The sequence below is a fragment of the Mycolicibacterium holsaticum DSM 44478 = JCM 12374 genome (genome assembly GCF_019645835.1).
Lineage (GTDB): Bacteria > Actinomycetota > Actinomycetes > Mycobacteriales > Mycobacteriaceae > Mycobacterium > Mycobacterium holsaticum.
In genome coordinates, this window is record NZ_CP080998.1 from 1959885 (window position 1) to 1977859 (window position 17975).

At 68.5% G+C, this 17975-nt stretch carries 21 protein-coding genes; 12 read left to right on the plus strand and 9 right to left on the minus strand.

What is annotated here, in order from left to right:
- The first annotated feature begins 46 nt into the window (after positions 1-46).
- Genes nadD through K3U96_RS09490 form a run of 5 tightly spaced genes read left to right on the plus strand, consistent with a single transcriptional unit; the run spans position 47 to position 3290 of the window.
- Entirely contained in the window at positions 47-688 is a 642-nt protein-coding gene (gene nadD, locus K3U96_RS09470) for a nicotinate-nucleotide adenylyltransferase (protein ID WP_084223723.1), read from the plus strand.
- A complete protein-coding gene (gene rsfS / locus K3U96_RS09475; RefSeq protein WP_069407696.1) occupies positions 685-1053 on the plus strand; it encodes a ribosome silencing factor in 369 nt (122 codons plus the stop codon). The genes nadD and rsfS overlap by 4 nt, the downstream gene beginning before the upstream one ends.
- On the plus strand, positions 1050-1718 hold the full coding sequence (gene gpgP, locus K3U96_RS09480) for a glucosyl-3-phosphoglycerate phosphatase (RefSeq protein ID WP_069407695.1): 669 nt from the start codon (positions 1050-1052) through the stop codon (positions 1716-1718). The genes rsfS and gpgP overlap by 4 nt, the downstream gene beginning before the upstream one ends.
- Positions 1708-2439, plus strand: a complete 732-nt coding sequence (gene octT / locus K3U96_RS09485; RefSeq protein WP_069407694.1) for a diglucosylglycerate octanoyltransferase — start codon at positions 1708-1710, stop codon at positions 2437-2439. Before gpgP ends, octT begins: the two co-directional genes overlap by 11 nt.
- Positions 2430-3290 carry a DegV family protein gene (locus K3U96_RS09490; RefSeq protein WP_220692820.1) on the plus strand — a complete coding sequence of 287 codons (861 nt, stop codon included), beginning with the start codon at positions 2430-2432 and terminating at the stop codon, positions 3288-3290. Before octT ends, K3U96_RS09490 begins: the two co-directional genes overlap by 10 nt.
- Here the strand turns inward: K3U96_RS09490 and K3U96_RS09495 are convergent.
- Genes K3U96_RS09495 through K3U96_RS09510 form a run of 4 tightly spaced genes read right to left on the minus strand, consistent with a single transcriptional unit; the run spans position 3268 to position 7307 of the window.
- Entirely contained in the window at positions 3268-4317 is a 1050-nt protein-coding gene (locus tag K3U96_RS09495; protein WP_220692821.1) for an NAD(P)H-dependent amine dehydrogenase family protein, read from the minus strand. The two genes, K3U96_RS09490 and K3U96_RS09495, sit on opposite strands and share 23 nt — an antisense overlap.
- A 10-nt stretch (positions 4318-4327) precedes the next feature.
- Positions 4328-5134: an SDR family NAD(P)-dependent oxidoreductase gene (locus K3U96_RS09500; protein ID WP_220692822.1), complete on the minus strand. Its 807-nt coding sequence runs from the start codon at positions 5132-5134 to the stop codon at positions 4328-4330.
- Positions 5135-5193: 59 nt separating this feature from the next.
- Entirely contained in the window at positions 5194-5763 is a 570-nt protein-coding gene (locus tag K3U96_RS09505) for a PaaI family thioesterase (RefSeq protein WP_220692823.1), read from the minus strand.
- On the minus strand, positions 5760-7307 hold the full coding sequence (locus tag K3U96_RS09510) for an FAD-binding protein (RefSeq protein ID WP_069407848.1): 1548 nt from the start codon (positions 7305-7307) through the stop codon (positions 5760-5762). The genes K3U96_RS09505 and K3U96_RS09510 overlap by 4 nt, the downstream gene beginning before the upstream one ends.
- 221 nt (positions 7308-7528) lie before the next feature.
- Here K3U96_RS09510 and K3U96_RS09515 point away from each other — a divergent pair, with 221 nt between their 5' ends.
- A complete protein-coding gene (locus K3U96_RS09515) occupies positions 7529-8179 on the plus strand; it encodes a PadR family transcriptional regulator (protein WP_220693465.1) in 651 nt (216 codons plus the stop codon).
- Here K3U96_RS09515 and K3U96_RS09520 read toward each other — a convergent pair.
- Positions 8176-9882: a 3-ketosteroid-delta-1-dehydrogenase gene (locus K3U96_RS09520; RefSeq protein WP_220692824.1), complete on the minus strand. Its 1707-nt coding sequence runs from the start codon at positions 9880-9882 to the stop codon at positions 8176-8178. The two genes, K3U96_RS09515 and K3U96_RS09520, sit on opposite strands and share 4 nt — an antisense overlap.
- Before the next feature lie 101 nt (positions 9883-9983).
- Here K3U96_RS09520 and K3U96_RS09525 point away from each other — a divergent pair, with 101 nt between their 5' ends.
- Genes K3U96_RS09525 through K3U96_RS09550 form a run of 6 tightly spaced genes read left to right on the plus strand, consistent with a single transcriptional unit; the run spans position 9984 to position 14406 of the window.
- On the plus strand, positions 9984-11117 hold the full coding sequence (locus K3U96_RS09525; protein WP_220692825.1) for a 3-ketosteroid-9-alpha-monooxygenase, oxygenase component: 1134 nt from the start codon (positions 9984-9986) through the stop codon (positions 11115-11117).
- A complete protein-coding gene (locus K3U96_RS09530) occupies positions 11118-11408 on the plus strand; it encodes a ferredoxin (RefSeq protein WP_220692826.1) in 291 nt (96 codons plus the stop codon).
- A 14-nt stretch (positions 11409-11422) separates the two neighbouring features.
- Positions 11423-12223, plus strand: coding sequence for an SDR family NAD(P)-dependent oxidoreductase (locus K3U96_RS09535; protein ID WP_220692827.1), 801 nt, complete (start codon positions 11423-11425; stop codon positions 12221-12223).
- Positions 12224-12233: 10 nt separating this feature from the next.
- The gene (locus K3U96_RS09540; RefSeq protein WP_220692828.1) at positions 12234-13085 is read left to right on the plus strand and encodes an LLM class F420-dependent oxidoreductase; all 852 of its coding nucleotides are present in this window, start codon (positions 12234-12236) and stop codon (positions 13083-13085) included.
- A gap of 9 nt (positions 13086-13094) precedes the next feature.
- Entirely contained in the window at positions 13095-13583 is a 489-nt protein-coding gene (locus K3U96_RS09545) for a nuclear transport factor 2 family protein (RefSeq protein ID WP_220692829.1), read from the plus strand.
- Positions 13584-13593: 10 nt separating this feature from the next.
- On the plus strand, positions 13594-14406 hold the full coding sequence (locus tag K3U96_RS09550) for an SDR family NAD(P)-dependent oxidoreductase (protein WP_220692830.1): 813 nt from the start codon (positions 13594-13596) through the stop codon (positions 14404-14406).
- A 4-nt stretch (positions 14407-14410) separates the two neighbouring features.
- On the opposite strand, the gene K3U96_RS09555 is transcribed toward K3U96_RS09550, so the two are convergent.
- The 4 genes from K3U96_RS09555 to K3U96_RS09570 all read right to left on the minus strand — a co-directional run bounded on the left by K3U96_RS09555 (position 14411) and on the right by K3U96_RS09570 (position 17928).
- Entirely contained in the window at positions 14411-15487 is a 1077-nt protein-coding gene (locus tag K3U96_RS09555; RefSeq protein WP_069407778.1) for a hypothetical protein, read from the minus strand.
- 81 nt (positions 15488-15568) lie between these two features.
- Positions 15569-16510 carry an alpha/beta hydrolase gene (locus K3U96_RS09560; RefSeq protein WP_220692831.1) on the minus strand — a complete coding sequence of 314 codons (942 nt, stop codon included), beginning with the start codon at positions 16508-16510 and terminating at the stop codon, positions 15569-15571.
- Between the two features lie 70 nt (positions 16511-16580).
- Entirely contained in the window at positions 16581-17432 is an 852-nt protein-coding gene (locus K3U96_RS09565; RefSeq protein WP_220692832.1) for an SDR family oxidoreductase, read from the minus strand.
- 4 nt (positions 17433-17436) lie between these two features.
- A complete protein-coding gene (locus K3U96_RS09570) occupies positions 17437-17928 on the minus strand; it encodes a nuclear transport factor 2 family protein (protein WP_069408001.1) in 492 nt (163 codons plus the stop codon).
- Between the last annotated feature and the right edge of the window lie 47 nt (positions 17929-17975).

A 17975-nucleotide genomic window follows, 5' to 3' on the forward strand; every position in this document is an offset into this window, starting at 1 on the left:
CCGTGACACGCGCCCACACTCGGCGCGAGAAGTAAGCTGGCTGCTCGTGACTTCCGGACGCAGGCTAGGGGTGATGGGTGGGACGTTCGATCCCATCCACAACGGCCACCTGGTCGCCGCCAGTGAGGTCGCCGACCTGTTCGGGCTCGACGAGGTGGTGTTCGTGCCCACCGGCCAGCCGTGGCAGAAGCATCACCGCGACGTCACCGCGGCCGAGGACCGCTACCTGATGACCGTGATCGCCACCGCGTCCAATCCCCGGTTCACGGTCAGCCGCGTCGACATCGACCGCGGCGGGCCGACCTACACCAAGGACACGCTCAACGACCTGCACGCCCTCAACCCCGACGCCGAGCTGTACTTCATCACCGGCGCCGACGCGCTGGCCTCCATCCTGTCGTGGCAGAACTGGGAGGAGATGTTCGCCATCGCGAAGTTCGTCGGCGTCAGCAGGCCCGGCTACGAGTTGGACGGTGAGCACGTCGCCGCCGCGGGCCGACGGTTGCCCGACGACGCGTTGACCCTCGTCGAGGTGCCCGCGCTGGCGATCTCCTCGACCGACTGCCGTCAGCGCGCCGAGGAGAACCGGCCGATCTGGTATCTGGTGCCCGACGGCGTGGTCCAGTACGTGGCGAAGCGAAAGCTCTACGCCGCCCCATCATTAGCGACCCAGGGAAAGCAGCGATGAGCGCCTCAGACGAAGCGATCCAGATGGCCACGGTGGCCGCGCGGGCGGCCGCCGCCAAGCTCGCCGACGACGTCGTGGTGATCGACGTGTCGGGGCAGCTGGTGATCACCGACTGTTTCGTCATCGCCTCGGCGTCCAACGAGCGCCAGGTCAACGCGATCGTCGACGAGGTCGAGGAGAAGATGCGCATCGCCGGGTACAAACCGGCGCGCCGCGAAGGGGCCCGCGAGGGACGCTGGACGCTGCTCGACTACGTCGACATCGTGGTGCACATCCAGCACCAGGACGAACGCAATTTCTATGCCCTGGACCGGCTTTGGCGGGACTGCCCGGAAGTACCGGTCGATCTGGACGGCCAGACATGAGGATCCGCCGCCTGGTCATGCTGCGACACGGGCAGACCGAGTACAACGCGGGCAGCCGGATGCAGGGGCAGCTTGACACCGACCTGTCGGAGTTGGGCCGCGAACAAGCCGTCGCGGCCGCCGACGTGCTGGCCAAGCGCCAGCCGCTGGTCATCGTGTCCTCCGATCTGCGGCGCGCCCTGGACACCGCGGTAACTCTGGGCGACCGTGCCGGAATGCCGGTGCTGGTCGATGCCCGGTTGCGGGAGACGCACCTCGGCGACTGGCAGGGGATGACGCACCTCGAGGTCGACGACGCCGCGCCCGGCGCGCGGCTGGCCTGGCGCGAGGACGCCCGCTGGGCCCCGCACGGCGGTGAGAGCCGGGTCGACGTCGCCGCGCGTGCCATGCCGTTGGTGACCGAATTGGTCGCCGGGCAGGCTGAGTGGGGGCTGGATTCACCCGAGCGGCCGGTGGTGCTGGTGGCCCACGGCGGGCTGATCGCGGCGCTGACGGCGGCGCTGCTGGGGCTGCCGGTGGACAACTGGCCGATCCTGGGCGGGATGGGTAACGCCAGCTGGGTGCAGCTGTCCGGGCACAGCGACCTCGACGCGCGTGCCGAGGACATCCGCTGGCGCCTCGATGTGTGGAACGCCTCGGCACAGGTTGCCAACGATGTCTTGTGATACACCGCTCCGCCCCACCCTGCTCGTCTTCTGCGACTCGCTGTCGTATTACGGGCCGGCCGGGGGACTACCCTCAGACGACGCCAGGATCTGGCCTAACATCGTTGCGCGCCAGCTGAATTGGGATGTCGAGCTGATCGGGCGGATCGGCTGGACCTGTCGCGACGTGTGGTGGGCGGCCACCCAGGATCCGCGGGCGTGGGCGGCGTTGCCGCGCGCGGGGGCGGTGATCTTCGCGACCGGCGGCATGGACTCGCTGCCGTCTCCGCTGCCGACCGCGCTGCGCGAGCTGATCCGCTACGTGCGTCCGCCGTGGCTACGACGGTGGGTGCGCGACGGCTACGGGTGGCTGCAGCCGCGGCTCTCGCCGGTGTCGCGTCCGGCGCTGCCCGGGCGGCTCTCGGCTGAGTACCTCGAAATGACCCGCGGCGCCATCGATTTCAACCGCCCGGGCATTCCCGTGGTGGCGTGTCTGCCGTCGGTGCACATCGCCGAGACCTACGGCAAGGCGCACTCCGGCCGCGAACAGACGGTGCGGGCGATCACCGAATGGGCCGGGCAGCACGACGTCCCGCTTGTCGACCTCAAGGCGGCTGTCGGCGAATACGTGATGGCCGGCCAGGGCAACCCCGACGGCATTCACTGGAACTTCGAGGGCCATCAGGCCGTTGCCGAACTGATGGTCAAGGCACTGGTGGAGGCGGGCGTCTCGTGTCCGTAGTCGTGGTCACGGACTCGTCGTCGCGGCTGCACCCCGATGAGCTCAAACAGTGGCAGATCCGGCAGGTGCCGCTGCACGTGCTGGTCGACGAGGTCGATCTGCGCGACGGCGTCGACGAGGTGCCCTACGACATCCACGAGCTGCCGCGCGCCACCACCGCCGGAGCCACGCCGGCCGAGCTCGCCGAGGCTTATCGGCACGCGCTGCACGACAGCGGCGGCGACGGCGTTGTGGCCGTGCATCTTTCGGCCGCGCTGTCCAGCTCGTACAGCGCGGCGGTGCAGGCCGCCCGGGAGTTCGGCCCTGCGGTACGGGTGGTCAACTCGCGATCGGTCGCGATGGGGGTGGGCTTCGTCGCGTTGAGCGCCGCCCGCGCCGCGGCGTCAGGTGCGGACCTCGACACGGTGGAAGGCGTCGCCCGGTCTGCCGTCGACCGCGGCCGGGTGTTCGTCGTCGTGCATCGCCTCGACAACCTGCGGCGCAGCGGACGCATCCGGACCGCGGCGTCGTGGCTGGGCACCGCGCTGGCGGTCAAGCCGCTGCTGTGCCTGGACGTCGACGGACGGTTGGTGCTCGATCAGCGCATCCGCACGGTCGGCAAGGCCCACGCGGCGATGGTGGATCGGGTGGTGGACGTCGTCGGCGACCATCAAGCCGCGGTCGCGGTGCACCACGTCGACAACCATGACGGCGCCGACGCGATCGGCGCGGAGTTGACCACGCGGCTGCCGCAGATCGGGTCGCTCACGGTGTCGGACATGGGGCCGGTGTTGTCGGTGCACGTCGGCGCCGGGGCCGTGGGCGTCGTCGTGCAGATCACCGATCCCGCTACACCGCCGCACGACCGGTGACCGGCGGCAGGTCGGCCAGCGTGACGATGCCCGGCGCGGCGGCGACGACGGCCGGCACCGCGTTGGTCACCGGCAGCGCGGTGTAGATCATGCCCAGGCCCATGAAGCCGGGTTCGGTCCAGTCCCTGGGCGCCAGGCAGTGCAGCACGGTGCGCATGTTGGGCAGGCCGAAGACCTGGATGACGTGGCCGTGTTCCAGCGGCTTCGGCGGTGTGACGTGGTTGCCCATGATCCAGTTGAAGCCGACGCTGACGACGTTCTTGTCGCCCACCCAGCCGCGGTGATAGCCCATGACCCCGGCGACCGTGCCCTTCGGGATCTGCATGAAGCCCAGGTCGCTGTCGCCGGTCGCGGCGGTGAACGTCACGTCGAACGTCATCTTGTCGAGTTTGGCGCCGATGGCGTCGGCCATCATCGCCGCGGATTCGGCGAAGACCTCGCTTTCGCGCCGCACGCTTTCGGCCAGGCCCGGGGTATCGGGATCCTGCGAAAAGCCCATCGCCACTTGGGTTCCCGCTGACTCATAGGTCGAGCAGTCCACCGATTCGGTGATACGGATCTCGTCGACGCGTTCGCAGGCGCCGGACAGCACCATGCCCACCATGTTGGACATGCCCGGATGCGCACCGCTGCCGAAGATGGTGGAATTGCCCGTCTCGCAGGCCTTCCGGATGCGATCGAGGTCCTCGGGCGTCTGCTTGCCGCCGGTGATCCATGCCGCGCTGGAACAGACGTTGACGCCGGTTTCCAGCAGCCGGACCAGCTCGTCGATGTCGGGCCACAGCGGGTTGTAGCAGCACGCGTCGGGTTTCAGAGCCAGCAGCGCGTCGACGTCGTTGGTGGCGGTGACCCCGGTGGGTTCGGGCCAGCCCGCCAGGTCCGCGGCGTCGACGCCGACCTTGTCGGCGCCGTGGGCGTAGACCCCGACGAGCTCCATGTCGTCGCGGCCGAGGATGGCGTGCAGTGACCGCCGGCCGATGTTGCCGGTGGTCCATTGGATGACGCGAAGAGGTCGGGCGGTGTTCATCTGCAGGAGGTTACATGTGGGTGCCGCCGTCGACGCGGACCTCGGTGCCGGTCACGAAGTAGGCGTCGGTGCTGCCGAGCATGGCGACCACCGCGGCGACGGCGTCAGGTTTGGCGAACATCGCCCCGTCGTCGACGGGCAACACCGGCTGCACCTTGCCGAACAGGGTGAAGTCGGTGTCGGCGGGCAGTCCTGGCCCGACGCTCTGCTTGGACTCGCCCGTGCCGTCGGTCATGCCCGACGAAATCGAGCCCGGCTGCACCGAATTGAACCGGATACCTTCCTTGGCGAACTCCAGGGCCAACGCGTGCGTCATCGCCTGGATGCCGCCCTTGGACGCCGCGTAGGCCGACATGTACGGGTGGGCGAACGCCGCCGACGTCGAACTGAAGTTCACCACAGCGGGTTTGGTGCCCTCGCGCAGCGCGGGGATGGCCTCGCGGGTCACCAGGAAGGTGCCCACCAGGTTGATCCGCAACACCTGTTCGAAGTCGGTGAGCGTGGTGTCCAGGAAATGCGCCGAGCGCAGCACCCCGGCCGCGTTGACGAGCGTGTCCAGCGCTCCCAGCGCCCTGACCGCGTCGGCGACGCCGGCCTGCACCGACGGTTCGCTGCCGATGTCCATGACCACGGTGGTGAGCCGGTCACCGTGCGGTTCGGCCTTGGCGACGGTGTCCTTCAACCCGGCCTCGCTGATGTCGGCGGCGACCACGCGCCCGCCCTCGTCGAGGATGCGAAGCACGGTCGCCTGCCCGATGCCCGAGCCACCGCCGGTGATCAGAACGCGACGGTCGGTGTATCGCTGAAGAGTTGCCATGGGCCGATACAACACTGTCGGGCAGACGGTGTCAGCCAGATGTCTCGATCGTCGGGATTTCAGCGGCGTTTGGGCCGGATGAAAACGCCGGACGCTTCCACGGTGGCGCCCTCGGCGTCGGCGATGTTTCCCACGACGTAGGTTTTGGCGCCCTCGACGCGGTCGACGCGGGCCTGGGCGCGCAGCCGGCCCAGCCGGGTCGGGCGGACGTAGCGCACGGTGATGGTCCCGGTGACGGCGGGTTTTCCCGGTTGGTGGGCGGGCGCGGCCAGGACGTGGTCGAGGATCAGCGCGCAGACCCCGCCGTGCACGTGTCCCGCGGGCCCTTCGTAGGCGGCGCCGAGTTCGAACTCCGTGTGCACGCTGCCGTCGGCTTCGTGGTGGATCACCAGCGGGGGAGCGACGGCGTTGCGGGCCCCGATCAACACGTTGCCCAGCGCCGTCGGGCGGCCGTCGGCGGTGGCGCGCACCCCGTACGAACCGGGCATCAACTCCGCCGACAACAGGTCGACGGCCCGGTCGACGTGCGCCCTGGCCTCCGCGGCGACGTTGCCGCCCACTTCGCTGCGGATGGTGGCGTCGATGAGGCGGCGCACCGACTGCGTCAGCGATGCGAAGTCGTCGGTCATCCGTGCGGCCCCCGCGCCGCCATGTCGCGCACCGCGAGATGGCTGAACAGCATCGACGCGCCGATCGGGTTGCCGCCTCCCGGATAGGCGGTGCCGCTGACGGCGGCCATGGTGTTACCGGCCGCGTACAGGCCGGGGATCGGCCGGTCCGACGTGTCCAGCACCCGGGCCCGGGTGTCGGTGCGCAGGCCGCCCTTGGTGCCGAGATCGGACAGCCCGAACGCCGCGGCGTGGAACGGGGGTGTGTCGATCGGGACCATCGGCAGCTTTCCGCCCGAAAACGCCCGGTCGTAGGCTTCGTTGCCGCGTCCGAAGTCCTGATCTTCGCCGCCGGCGACCATGTCGTTGAAGCGCTGCACGGTGCGGATCAGGTTGGCGGCGGGCACGCCGATCAGCTGCGCCAGCGCCTCCAGCGTGTCAGCGGTGTGCCACAGGCCCGCGGCGCGGTAACGCTCGGTTTCGACCATCGACACGTTGGTCGCCTTGACCGGTGGCACCTCGCCCTCCCGGTCGTCGTAGACCATCCAGCACGGTAACCGCAGCGCGCCACTGTCGATCTGGCGGATCATCTCCCGGCCCAGCCGGTCGTAAGGCGCGGATTCGTTGACGAAGCGGGCGCCCTCTTGGTTGACGAAGATGCCGCCGGTGAACCACAACGCGAACGCCGAACGTCCGTCGGGGTGAGTCAGACCCGGTGACCACCACGCCTGATCCATGAGATCGACCGACGCCCCCGCCTCGACGGCCGCTTGGTGTGCAGCGCCGGTGTTGCCGGGGGCGCCCATGGTGTCCTCGGCGCGGCCCGGCACACCGTATCGCCTTCGCATCGGCTCGTTCTGTTCGAAACCGCCCGCCGCCAGCAGCACCCCCCGACGGGCGCCGAGGGTCACCCGCTTGCCCCCGCGGTCCACGACCGCGCCGACGACCGCGCCGTTGTCCGTAATGAGCTCCGCGAAAGGGGAATTCAGGTGCAACGCGGCGTTGGGCATGCCGTGCAGGGCGGCGATGAACCGCCCGATCAGGGCGCGGCCACCGGTCAACAGATCGGGTCGGGGTGTGCCGAGCCGCTCGCTGTCGAGCGGTCCGCGCACCGAATCGCTGTACGGCCCGAGTCGACTCGCCGGCAGCGGTTTGGCGACGATGTGACGTAAGCCGTCGGTTCGCGCGCCGGGTACGGCGCCGAAGTAGTCCGGCCACGGCAGCACGGCGAACTCGAAATGTTCGTCGGCTTCCAGATATTCGATCAGCGCTGCACCGCCGCGGACGTAGGCGTCCTGCAGTGCCCGCGGGGTGCGGTCGCCGACGACGGCGTGAAAGTAGGCCAGGGCGTCTTCGACGGTGTCGTCGCTGCCCGCGCGGTTGAGCACCGGGTTGCACGGAAACCACATCCCACCGCCACCCGAATAGGCCGTGGTTCCACCGAATTTGTCGGTCGCCTCGACCAGCGCCACCGAAAGACCTTCGCGCGCCGCGGTATAGGCGCCGGTGACACCGCCGCCCGAGCCGACCACCAGGACATCGACGACCTGGTCGAAGGCGGTCACGGGGGGGTCACCTGCGAAGGACGTGGTGACCGGGTGGATAGTGCCGACGCTCGCGCGCCCGCCGTCGAGTCGTCCGCAGCCAAATCCGCCTCCATCGCCTGGTGATGACCACAGTCTGGCATCGCCCGGTTACCCGGCCACGCGGTGTCCCGGTGAGCGGCAGCTAACAATTTCACCAGCACCGGCATTGATAGCCTGGTTCGGTGGAACCGACTTCGGCGATGCCGAACCTGACAGCGACCGCATGGGCGCTGCTCGGCATGCTGTCGTACGACACGGAGCTGTCCGGTTACGACATCCGCAAATGGATCAGCTGGAGTATGCGGTTCTTCTACGGCAGCCCGGCCTACAGCCAGATCTACTCGGAGCTCAAAAAGCTCGAAGAGCTCGGATTCGTCACCTCGCGGGTGGAAAACAGCGCGGGCACGCGTAACCGGCGACTGTACAAGATCACCGAATCCGGCATGCAGGCCGTCACCCAGTGGGCGAACGAGGCCCCGCTGGACCCGCCGGTGCTCAAACACAGCGCGATTCTGCGGGTGACGTTGGGCCATCTGACCAGCCCCGCCCGGCTCAAGGAGATCCTGCAGGAGCACCTGGCCTGGGTGGAGCAGATGCACAACGAGGCGGCCAAGGATGCGCGCTGGGCCGACGTCGAACCGGCGTGGGCATTCGCCCGCGTCGGATTGCAGTGGGCAGAAAGGCATTACGCCGCAGAGCGCGAACTGACCGTGCAGATGATCAAGGATCTCGACGAGGCCCAAGCGGTCTTCGCCAAGGCCACCGGGGGAGCAGAAACCGGAATCCCTTGGCCCAAACCGGAATACTGGTATGAGATCGAGAAGAAGGCCGACGCGGAAGATTCCGACTAGGACCGGTCTGCCGCGTGCTGGGCGGCGATGTAGCCGAACACCAGACCCTGCGCGATCGTCGCTCCCGCACCGGGATAGCTGGCACCGAACGCGTTGGCGGCGGTGTTGCCGATCGCGTAGAGCCCCCCGATCGGGGTGCCGTCCTCGCGCAGTACCCGGGCACGGTCGTCGGCGCGAAGTCCGCCGCAGGTGCCCAGGTCGCTGAGCACCATTTTGACCGCATAGAACGGCGCCTTGTCCAGCGCGCGCAGGTTCGGGTTGGGTTTGATGGTCGGGTCGCCGTAGTACCGGTCATACGCGCTGGCGCCGCGGTGAAAATCGGCGTCGTGACCGGTGCGCGACGCCTCGTTGAACCGTGTCATCGTCGCGCTGAACTGCGACACCGGCACCCCCATCTTGGCGCCGAGGTCGGCGAGGTCATCGGATCGGTGCGCGATACCCGCCTCATACCAGGCGGGTGGAATGGCCATCCGCGGAAACAGTTCAGCGCCGAATACATAGCTGTTGCGGTACTTCTGGTCGAAAACGATCCACATCTGCTCGACCGGATGGCCGGCGCGTTCCCGCTCGAGCATCCGCTGGCCGAACGACATGTAGTCGGTCGCCTCGTTGACGAACCTGGCGCCGTTCTGGTCGACGATCACCGACCCGGGCAGTGACCGTTCGGCCAGCATCACCAACGGGGCCGCCCCGGGCAGCGGTGCGATCGCCGGGAACCACCACGCCTGATCCATCAGATCGATTGCGGCGCCGACGTCTTGCGCGCAGCGAATCGCATCACCGGTGTTGGTGTCGGCGCCCAGGCTCATGTTCTCGCCGAGGGCTTCGGACTGAAACTTCCACCGCATGTCCATGCTGTGGTCGAATCCGCCGGCGGCCAACACCACACCACGCCGCGCGGTGACGCTCACCTCGCGTCCGCCGTGGTCCACCACGACGCCGGTGACCCGGCCGTTCTCGGTGCTCAGGCCGCGCAGCGCGGTGTCGGTCCAGATCGGGATGTTGGCCCGCAGCACCCCGGCGAACAACCCGGCGGCCAGCGCCTGTCCGCCCGCGACATAGCGGCGGCCCAGCAGCAGTCCGCCGACCCCCTGGCCGAGACGCTTGGCAATCGTCGGCAGCCCTTTGCGCGGCACCCGCGACATCAGGTTCAGCCACCGGTAGTCGGCTCCGGTGGTGGGCATCGGGATCTTGACTTCCATGACGCCGCCGCGCAACCGGCTCCGGTGGTCGCCGAGGATCGCCGAGTTCAGCGGCCGGCACTCGCAGGTGCGGCCGGCCGCGGTGCCGCCGGGCCTCTCGGGGTGATAGTCGGAGTAGTCCTTGGCCCAGAACAGCCGCATCGGTGTGGCCCGGCGCAGCAGGTGCACCGTCGCGCCGACATGGGCGAGAAACGCCGCGGAGCGTTCCCGGGGCGCGGTTCCGGCGACGACGGAGTCCAGGTAGTCCTGCGCGGCCGCCATCCGGTCACCGGCCCGGTTCTCGGCGAGGATCGGGCTCGCGGGAAACCACAGCGCACCGCCGGAGCGGGCGGTCGAACCGCCGACCGAGGACGACTTCTCGACCAGCAGGACCGACATCCCAAGCTCCTTGGCCGCCAGCGCAGCGGCCATTCCGGTGCCTGAGCCGACGACCACGAGGTCGACGACGGTGTCCTGGACATCCAGTCCGGCAGGGATCGTGCTTGCGTCGGAAGTCGTCACGTTTGTCGACAGTAGATAGCGCTCACCGCACCCCGGATTCAGCCTCCCTACCAGCGGGACGATCTTCGGCCCTGGCGGGTTTTCCGCGGTACAACCAAGCCATGACGTTGCAGACTGATGTCGAGGTCCGCCAGATCGAAACCGACGACGCGCCCACCCGGTTCGCGCGCGGCTGGCACTGCCTGGGCCTGGCCCGCGATCTCGGGGACGGTAAACCGCACACGGTGCACGCCTTCGGCCAGAAACTGGTGGTGTTCCGTAGCGCGGACGGCAGGATCAACGTGCTCGACGGCTACTGCCGGCACATGGGCGGGGACCTGTCCCAAGGCGAAGTCAAGGGCAACGAGATCGCGTGCCCGTTTCACGACTGGCGCTGGGGCGGTGACGGCCGGTGCAAGAAGGTGCCCTACAGCAAGCGGGTGCCGCGGCTGGCCCGCACGGCGACCTGGATAACGCTCGAGCAGGACGGGATGCTGTTCGTGTGGAACGATCCCGAGCGCAACCCGCCGCCCGAGGAGGTGGCGATCCCACGCATCGAAGGCGCCGGAAGCGACGAGTGGACCGACTGGCACTGGTACACCACCGTGGTCAACACCAACTGCCGCGAGATCATCGACAACGTCGTCGATATGGCGCACTTCTTCTACATCCACGGGTCGATGCCGACCTACTTCAAGAACATCTTCGAAGGGCACGTCGCGACCCAGTACATGAACAGCGGTTCCCGTGAGGACATCCCGCATCCTGAGGGCCAACCCAAGATGCTCGGCACCACATCGGCTGCGTCGTATTACGGGCCGTCGTTCATGATCGACGACCTGACCTACCACTTCGAGCACGAAGACCAGAAGACGATACTGCTCAACTGTCACTATCCGATCGATGCGAATTCCTTTGTGCTGCAGTATGGGATCATCGTCAAGAAGTCCGAGAGCCTGCCGAAGGACGCCGCGTTGCAGACCGCGGTGGCGCTGGGGGACTGGGTCAAGGTGGGCTTCGAACAGGATGTGGCGATCTGGAAGAACAAGGCCCGCATCGACAACCCGTTGCTGTGCGAAGAGGACGGGCCCGTCTATCAGCTGCGACGGTGGTACGAGCAGTTCTATGTCGACGTCGCCGACATCGCCCCCGACATGGTGGACCGGTTCGAGTACGAGATCGACGTCACCCGACCGCGGGAGGCGTGGCAGCAGCAGGTCGAGGACAACATCGCCGCACGCGCCGCGCAGGCCTAGATGGCCGTCCGGACCGACAACCGCCTGCAGGACTCGCCGCTGGTACCGGTGAGTTGCCGGCGCTGCGCGGCCGAAGTGCTGGTCCGCAAGAGCAGTTGGCAGCAGACCAGCATCCAGTGGAACGCCCACGCAATCGCCAGGTGTCCGCAACGACAGGACGCGGAGCATCTGACCAAGCACAGCGGCGGAGTGTTTCTGGGCTGCTCGGACCTGCGGAACTCGATCGACGAGGCGGTGGCCAGCGGTGCGCTGCACGTCGTCGACGACACGGTGGACGCATCCTCGACGTGACGCAGAATCGGACTATGACGGATCTGACGAGATATGGGCCGTGGGCGGTTATCGCGGGCGGATCAGAAGGCGTGGGAGCGGAGTTCGCCCTGCTGCTCGCGCGCGCCGGGATCAACCTCGTCCTGCTGGCGCGAAAACCCGGCCCGCTCGAGGCCACCGCCGCGGCGTGCCGCGAACTCGGCGTCGAAGTCCGAACCCTGTCAGTGGATTTGGTGAGCGAGACGGCTGTGGGGCGTGTCGTGGAGGCCACCGATGGCCTCGAGGTGGGGCTGCTGATCTACAACGCGGGCGCCAACACGTGCAGCGAGAACTTCCTCGACGGTGACCTCGCGGACTTTCAGCGCGTCATCGACTTGAACATAGGCACCATGCTCGCGCTGGTCCAGCATTTCGGCCGGCCGATGCGGGACCGTCGCCGCGGCGGGGTTCTACTCGTCGGGTCGATGGTGGGCTACCTGGGCTCGATGCGCCACACCATCTACGGCGGGGTGAAGGCGTTCGGGCGGATCTTCGCCGAGAGTCTGTGGCTGGAACTTCGGGATTTCGACGTGCACGTGCTGGAACTGGTGCTCGGGGTGACACGCACTCCGGCGATGGCCCGCGTCGGGCTGAACTTCGACGTACCGGGAATGCGCGTCGCCGAGCCGGCGGACGTGGCCCGTGAGGGGCTGCAGAACCTGCCCAACGGTCCGGTGTACGTCGCCGGCGGCAACGCCCAGGACGTCGAGCAACGCAACCACCCGGACCGGGCGAAGGTGGTGCTCGGGTCGCACCGGGCGATACAAAAGCTCATCGGCGCGGAAGGCATCGACTAGAACCGAAGGTATGCGAATCGGATTGTCGACACCGGTGGTCATTCAGATGCCCGCCGCGGCGAACGCATGGGAGCGCGACGCCGGTATCGAGGACATCGCCCGGATCGCGCAGGTGGCCGACGAACTCGGGTTCGACTACCTGACGTGTTCAGAGCACGTCGCCGTACCCGCCGACGACGCCGCGGTGCGCGGCTCGGTGTACTGGGATCCGCTGGCCACATTGGCGTTTCTGGCGGCACGCACCTCCCGCATCCGGCTGGCCACCTCGGTGGTGGTGCTGGGATATCACCACCCACTGGCGCTCGCGAAGCGGTACGGCACCCTGGACCGGGTCAGCGGGGGACGGCTGGTGCTCGGCGTCGGCGTCGGCTCGCTGTCCGCCGAGTTCGACCTCCTCGGCGCGTCGTGGGCGGACCGCGGCGCCCGCGCCGACGACGCGATCCGTGCCCTGAGGGCGTCGCTGTCCACCCCGAACCCGGCCTATGCGGGCGAGTACTACCACTACGAGTCGATGATGGTTGAGCCGTGCGCGGTGCAACCGCGCGTTCCGATCTGGGTGGGTGGCCGCAGCATGCGGTCGCTGCGCCGCGCGGTCGAGTTGGCCGACGGCTGGATGCCGTTCGGGCTGCGCGGTGCTGACATGGCCAGAATGCTTGCCGCCGTGGAGCGTCCACCGCTGTTCGACGTGGTGTTACCGGTCGGGCCGCTTGACCCCTGCGGCGACCGCGACACGACCGCGCAGCGGTTGCGCAAGCTGGCCGATCTCGGTGCCACGGCCGTCACCTGCTCGCTGACCGCCGCAACACCCGACGAATACTGTGACCAACTCACCGCGCTACGCACGGTGGCCGACGGCATGTGAGGAGCCATCGTGACCGACGACCGACTGGCAGAACTCGAAGCGCGACTGCACCGCGTCGAGGACGAACGCGCGATCGAGCGGATGATCGCCTCGTACGGCCCGCTGGTCGACGCGGGCGAGGCCGATGCGGCCGCCGCGCTGTGGGCGGTCGAGGGCGCCTACGACGTCGAGGGCTGGCCGATGCACAGCCGTGCCGAGGTTGCCGCCATGGTGGCTTCCGACGCTCACCAGGGCCTGATCGGGCGCGGCTGCGCGCACTTCCTCGGCCCTGCGGTCGCCACCGTGCACGGCGATGAGGCGATCGCGGTGTGCGAGTCGCTGGTGGTGACCCGGCGCGGCGACGGCTACGTGGTGTGGCGCGCGGCCGCGAACCACTTCCGGCTCAACCGGATCGAGGGGCGCTGGCAGATCGTCGACCGCACCACCCGCACCCTCGACGGGCGCGCCGAATCACGCGCGTTGTTGGCGGACGGTGTTGCGGGGCGCCCCGCGCCGTAGTCTTTCGTGCGTGACCGAAATCCTCGACCCGCCCGTCGCCGTCGTCACGGGCGCCAGCCGCGGCGCGGGCCACGGCATCGCCAGGGCGCTGCAGATGCACGGCTGGCGGGTGTACGCGACGGGCCGCACCGTCAGCGACACCGGCGACGGTGTCATCGCCGCGCCGCTGGACCACCGCGACGACGCGGCCGTGGCTGCGCTGTTTGACCGGGTGGCCTCCGAGAACGGCCGGCTGGATCTGCTGGTGAACAACGCCGCCGTCGTGCACGACGCTCTGACGGGCCCGAAACCGTTCTGGGACAAGCCCGTCGAGTTGGCTGAGATCCTCGACGTGGGCCTGCGATCGGCGTACGTCGCGTCGTATTTCGCCGCGCCGCTGCTGCTTCGCGCCGAGCGCGGGCTGATCGCGTTCACGTCCTCCCCGGGATCGGTGTGTTACATGCATGGACCCGCCTACGGGGCTCAGAAGGCCGGCGTCGACAAGATGGCCGCCGACATGGCGGTCGACTTCGGCGGGACCACCGTGCACACCGCGTCGATCTGGATGGGGATCCTGCTGACGGCCAAGTTGCGCAGCGCTTTCGACGGCAACCCCGACGGTCTGGCGGCGATGACGCAGCACGCCGAGACACCCGAGTTCGTCGGGCACGTGATCGACGCGCTGTACCGCGACCCGCAGCGGGGCGAGCGCAGCGGGCACGCCCTGATCGCCGCCGAACTCGCCCAGCGCTACGGCATCACCGACGAGGGCGGCAGACAGCCGCCGTCGCACCGGGACCTGCTTGGCGCGCCGCGCACGCCCAGCGATGTGATCGTGCGCTGAAACCTCAGGTCAGCTGGAACGCGCTGATCGGGGCGTCCTCGGGATAGGTTGTCGGACCGCCGAGGTCGTATACCGCGTTGAGCGCGGCGATGAACTGCGGGTCGTGCAGCGGCTCGCTTGGCACGTCGAGCTTGATGCCCTTCTTGTGCACGTCGTCGACGAGCATGTCGATGGCTTTGTCGACGGTCAGGTCGTCGCTGCCGTCCATGTTCTTCTTCAGCTCGTCGAAATCGGAGAACACCTCGGCCGACCAGTGCACCAGGAACCGCAACTCGTCGGTGTGATGCCGGGCGATCACGTCGTCGCCGTTCTTGAGCAGCCAGTGGTCGCGATCGGCGGGATCACCGGTGAACACGGTGTCGAAGGCCAGGCCCGCCGGGGTCTGCAACTCCAGCGGCCCGTTCGCCTCGCCGCGATGCACCATCATCTCGTTCTGCACCAGCACACCGCGGTTGTAGATCGGCGGCATGATGCGCCGCGGCTCTTTGAGCGGGCCCTCGGGCCAGTAGGTGAAACCGCTTCCCTCGTCGAGGGAGAACCAGGTGATCACCTGCGCCATCTTGATCAGGTAGTCGCGGAACAAGCCGGACTTGCCCATCACGCTGGTCAGCCACGTCGGCGCGTTCTCGTGCCGGACGCCGCGGAAGCTCGGGGCATCCAGGTGGCCGGGATCGCGGTTGGCGCACGGACCGTTGATGTTGAACAGCATCATCTGCGGCTTGGCGTACTCGGCGTCCCAGTAGCTCTTGGCGTAGTCGACGAAGCGCTGGTTGTAGAAGCAGTCGTGCAACTCGGGGTAGAGCACCGTGCCGTAGTTGGCCAGATAGCCGCGGAACGTCGCGGTCAAGAACAGGTCCAGCGACGGGGTGAACCCCTCGGGGAACATGCCGCTCATGGTCGCCATCAGCTCTTCGGCCGACGCGAAGTGCTGGGCGATGATCAGCCGCCACGGCCCCTGCGTGCGGACCACGTCGAGCAGACGCTCGCGTTGATCGTCGGTGTAGATGTTGTCGAGTTCCCGGGGCGGTGAGGCCGGCCGCAGGACGTCGGAAAGCTCGATCCGCTGCTGTTCGGTAAGCATGGCTTGATTGTGGTGCCGCCGCAGCCCCTCCGAGCACCACCTGTCCGGTGATCGGGACACCCGTTCCCCGGCGAGCAGACGCTAGAAGGGGAGCGGGGTGGCGAATTTGGCGCGCAGCAGCGCACCGACCTCGGCCACCGCCAACCGGCCCCTGGCCGTGGCATCCGAACGCATCAAAAACCCGTGGTAAATGCCCGGATAGCGGGTCAGGGTCGTCTGCACCCCGGCGTCACGCAGCCGCGCCGCGTACCGCTCGCCCCAGTCGCGGATCGGGTCATAGGCGGCGGTGACGACGATGGCCGGCGGCAGCCCGGACAGGTCGGTTGCCATTGCGGGGAACCGGTATTCGTCCGGCGCCGTGGTAACCCCCCGGTCGGCGAGTTCGTGCATGTAGTCGATGTCCGCACGGCGCAGCATCGGCGCGTCGGGCATGCTGCGGATCGACTCACACGTCATATTGCGGTCCAGGCCCGGGTACAGCAGCACCTGACAGCAGATCGACGGGCCGCCGCGATCGCGCGCGGCCAGCGCGACGGCCGCGGCCAGCGAGCCGCCCGCGCTGTCACCGATGACGGCCAGGCGGCGGGCGTCGACCCGAAGCGCGTCGGCGTTGGCGGCGACGTACGAGGTGGCCGCACAGGCGTCCTCGAACTGCGCCGGCGCGGGCGCCTCGGGCGCCAGCCGGTACTCGACGGACACCACCGTGGCATCGCTCACCGCGGCCAGTGTCCGGGCGAGCGGTTCGAACGAGTGGTTGGAGCCCAATACCATTCCGCCGCCGTGGAAGTAGACCAGAACGGGGCAGGGGTTGACGCGCGTCGGCCGATAGATCCGGATCGGGACCGATCCGCCAGGGCCGGAGATGACGCGGTCCTCGATGTCGGCCATGTGCGGCATGTCGTCGGGGTGCGGCGCCGATTCGAGCGTCCGGCGGACTTCGGCCAGACCCCGCTCACGCATCGGTGCGACGGTCCCGAACGCCGCGACGCGCGCGGCGGCATCCGGGTCCAGTCGGTACTGCATCACAGTGGATCCCGGTCGCCTGATGCCGACCGCAGCGTGGCGGCCGCATGCGCGCCCGCGCGTCGTCCGCTCACTGCCGAGCGGGGTCGAATCGCTGCTTGGTGCGCAGGGCCGGTGCGCGGCGCTCAGCCAGGACCGCGGCCCGTTCGGCCATCGCGTTGCCGACGTACTCGGGCTGGGTCAGCAGGTAGAACTCGCCGGCCGCCGACTGATCGAACATCACGCGTGCGGCCTGCAGCGGATCCATCGCCGAGTTCCTGATGTCCAACATCGCTGCCCGGTGTGATTCGGCGGCCGCTACGTCGCCGTCGTCGACCCCGCCGGCCGCCTCGAAGATGTTCGACCTGACCGCGCCGGGGAGCACCGCCTGCACGTGGATCCGGTCGGCGTGTCCGGCCAGTTCCACTTCGAGGCGAAGGCACTCTGTCAGCGCCAGCACCGCGTGCTTGCTCATGATGTAGGGCGTCTGCAACGGCATCGCGACGACCCCGCCGATCGACGACAGGTTCCACACCCACGCCGGGGTGTCGGCGGCCACCATGCGGGGCAAAAATGCGCGGATCCCGTAGAACACCCCGCTGACGTTGATGTCGACCAGCCGGTCCCAGTTGGCCACGGGGATGTCCCACAGATACCCGAACTGTTCGACGCCCGCGTTGTTGACCAGCAGCCGTACCGGGCCGATATCGGAGTAGACCTGCGCGGCAACAGCTTCGAGCGCTTCCGGGTCGCGCACGTCGCACACCACGTCCGTCGAGCCGGGCAGTTCCTCGCGCAGCGCGGCGATGGCGTCGGCGTCGACGTCGACCAACACCACGGTCATGCCCAGCCCGGCGGCGTGCCGGGCCAGCCCGGCACCGATTCCGTTGCCGGCGCCGGTGATGACCGCGACACCGCCGCCGAATGTTGCCCGTGCGTCCACGCCGTTACGAACCGGCCGAAGCCGTCGCGGCGGTCTTGGCGGCGTGCTCGGCGAACGGGATCGAGTCCTCGGCGTCGAGGATCACCGTCATCGACGTGAAGACCAGACCGCCGTCGGCGCGTCGGATGCCCACGTCGACGACCCCGCTGGACACGTCGAACGGGACGTTGTTGGTCACCTGGTTGACATACAGGTAGAAGCGGGCGGTGGTCACCGCGCCGTCCACGCCGGTGCGGAAGATGTTGGTCGCATGGTGACGCAGCGGGTAGGGGTTCTCGTTGCGGTGCTGGGTCAGCCACGCCAATGTGTCGTCTTTACCGTGCAGTTCGGCGGCCAGCAGGTCCTCGAACGGGCAGTTGCCCGAGTCGGATCGGCTCAGGTACTCCATCTCGTCGCCGAGCCGGGCGCCGAGTTCGGCGAAATGGCCCTGGTCGTAGTGGTACCAGAAGGCAGCGATGAACTCCTGGACCTCGGACAGCGTGATGTCGTTACTCATGGCAGCAGTCAACCTCCGCCGACCACGATGTGGCACCACGATGCCCG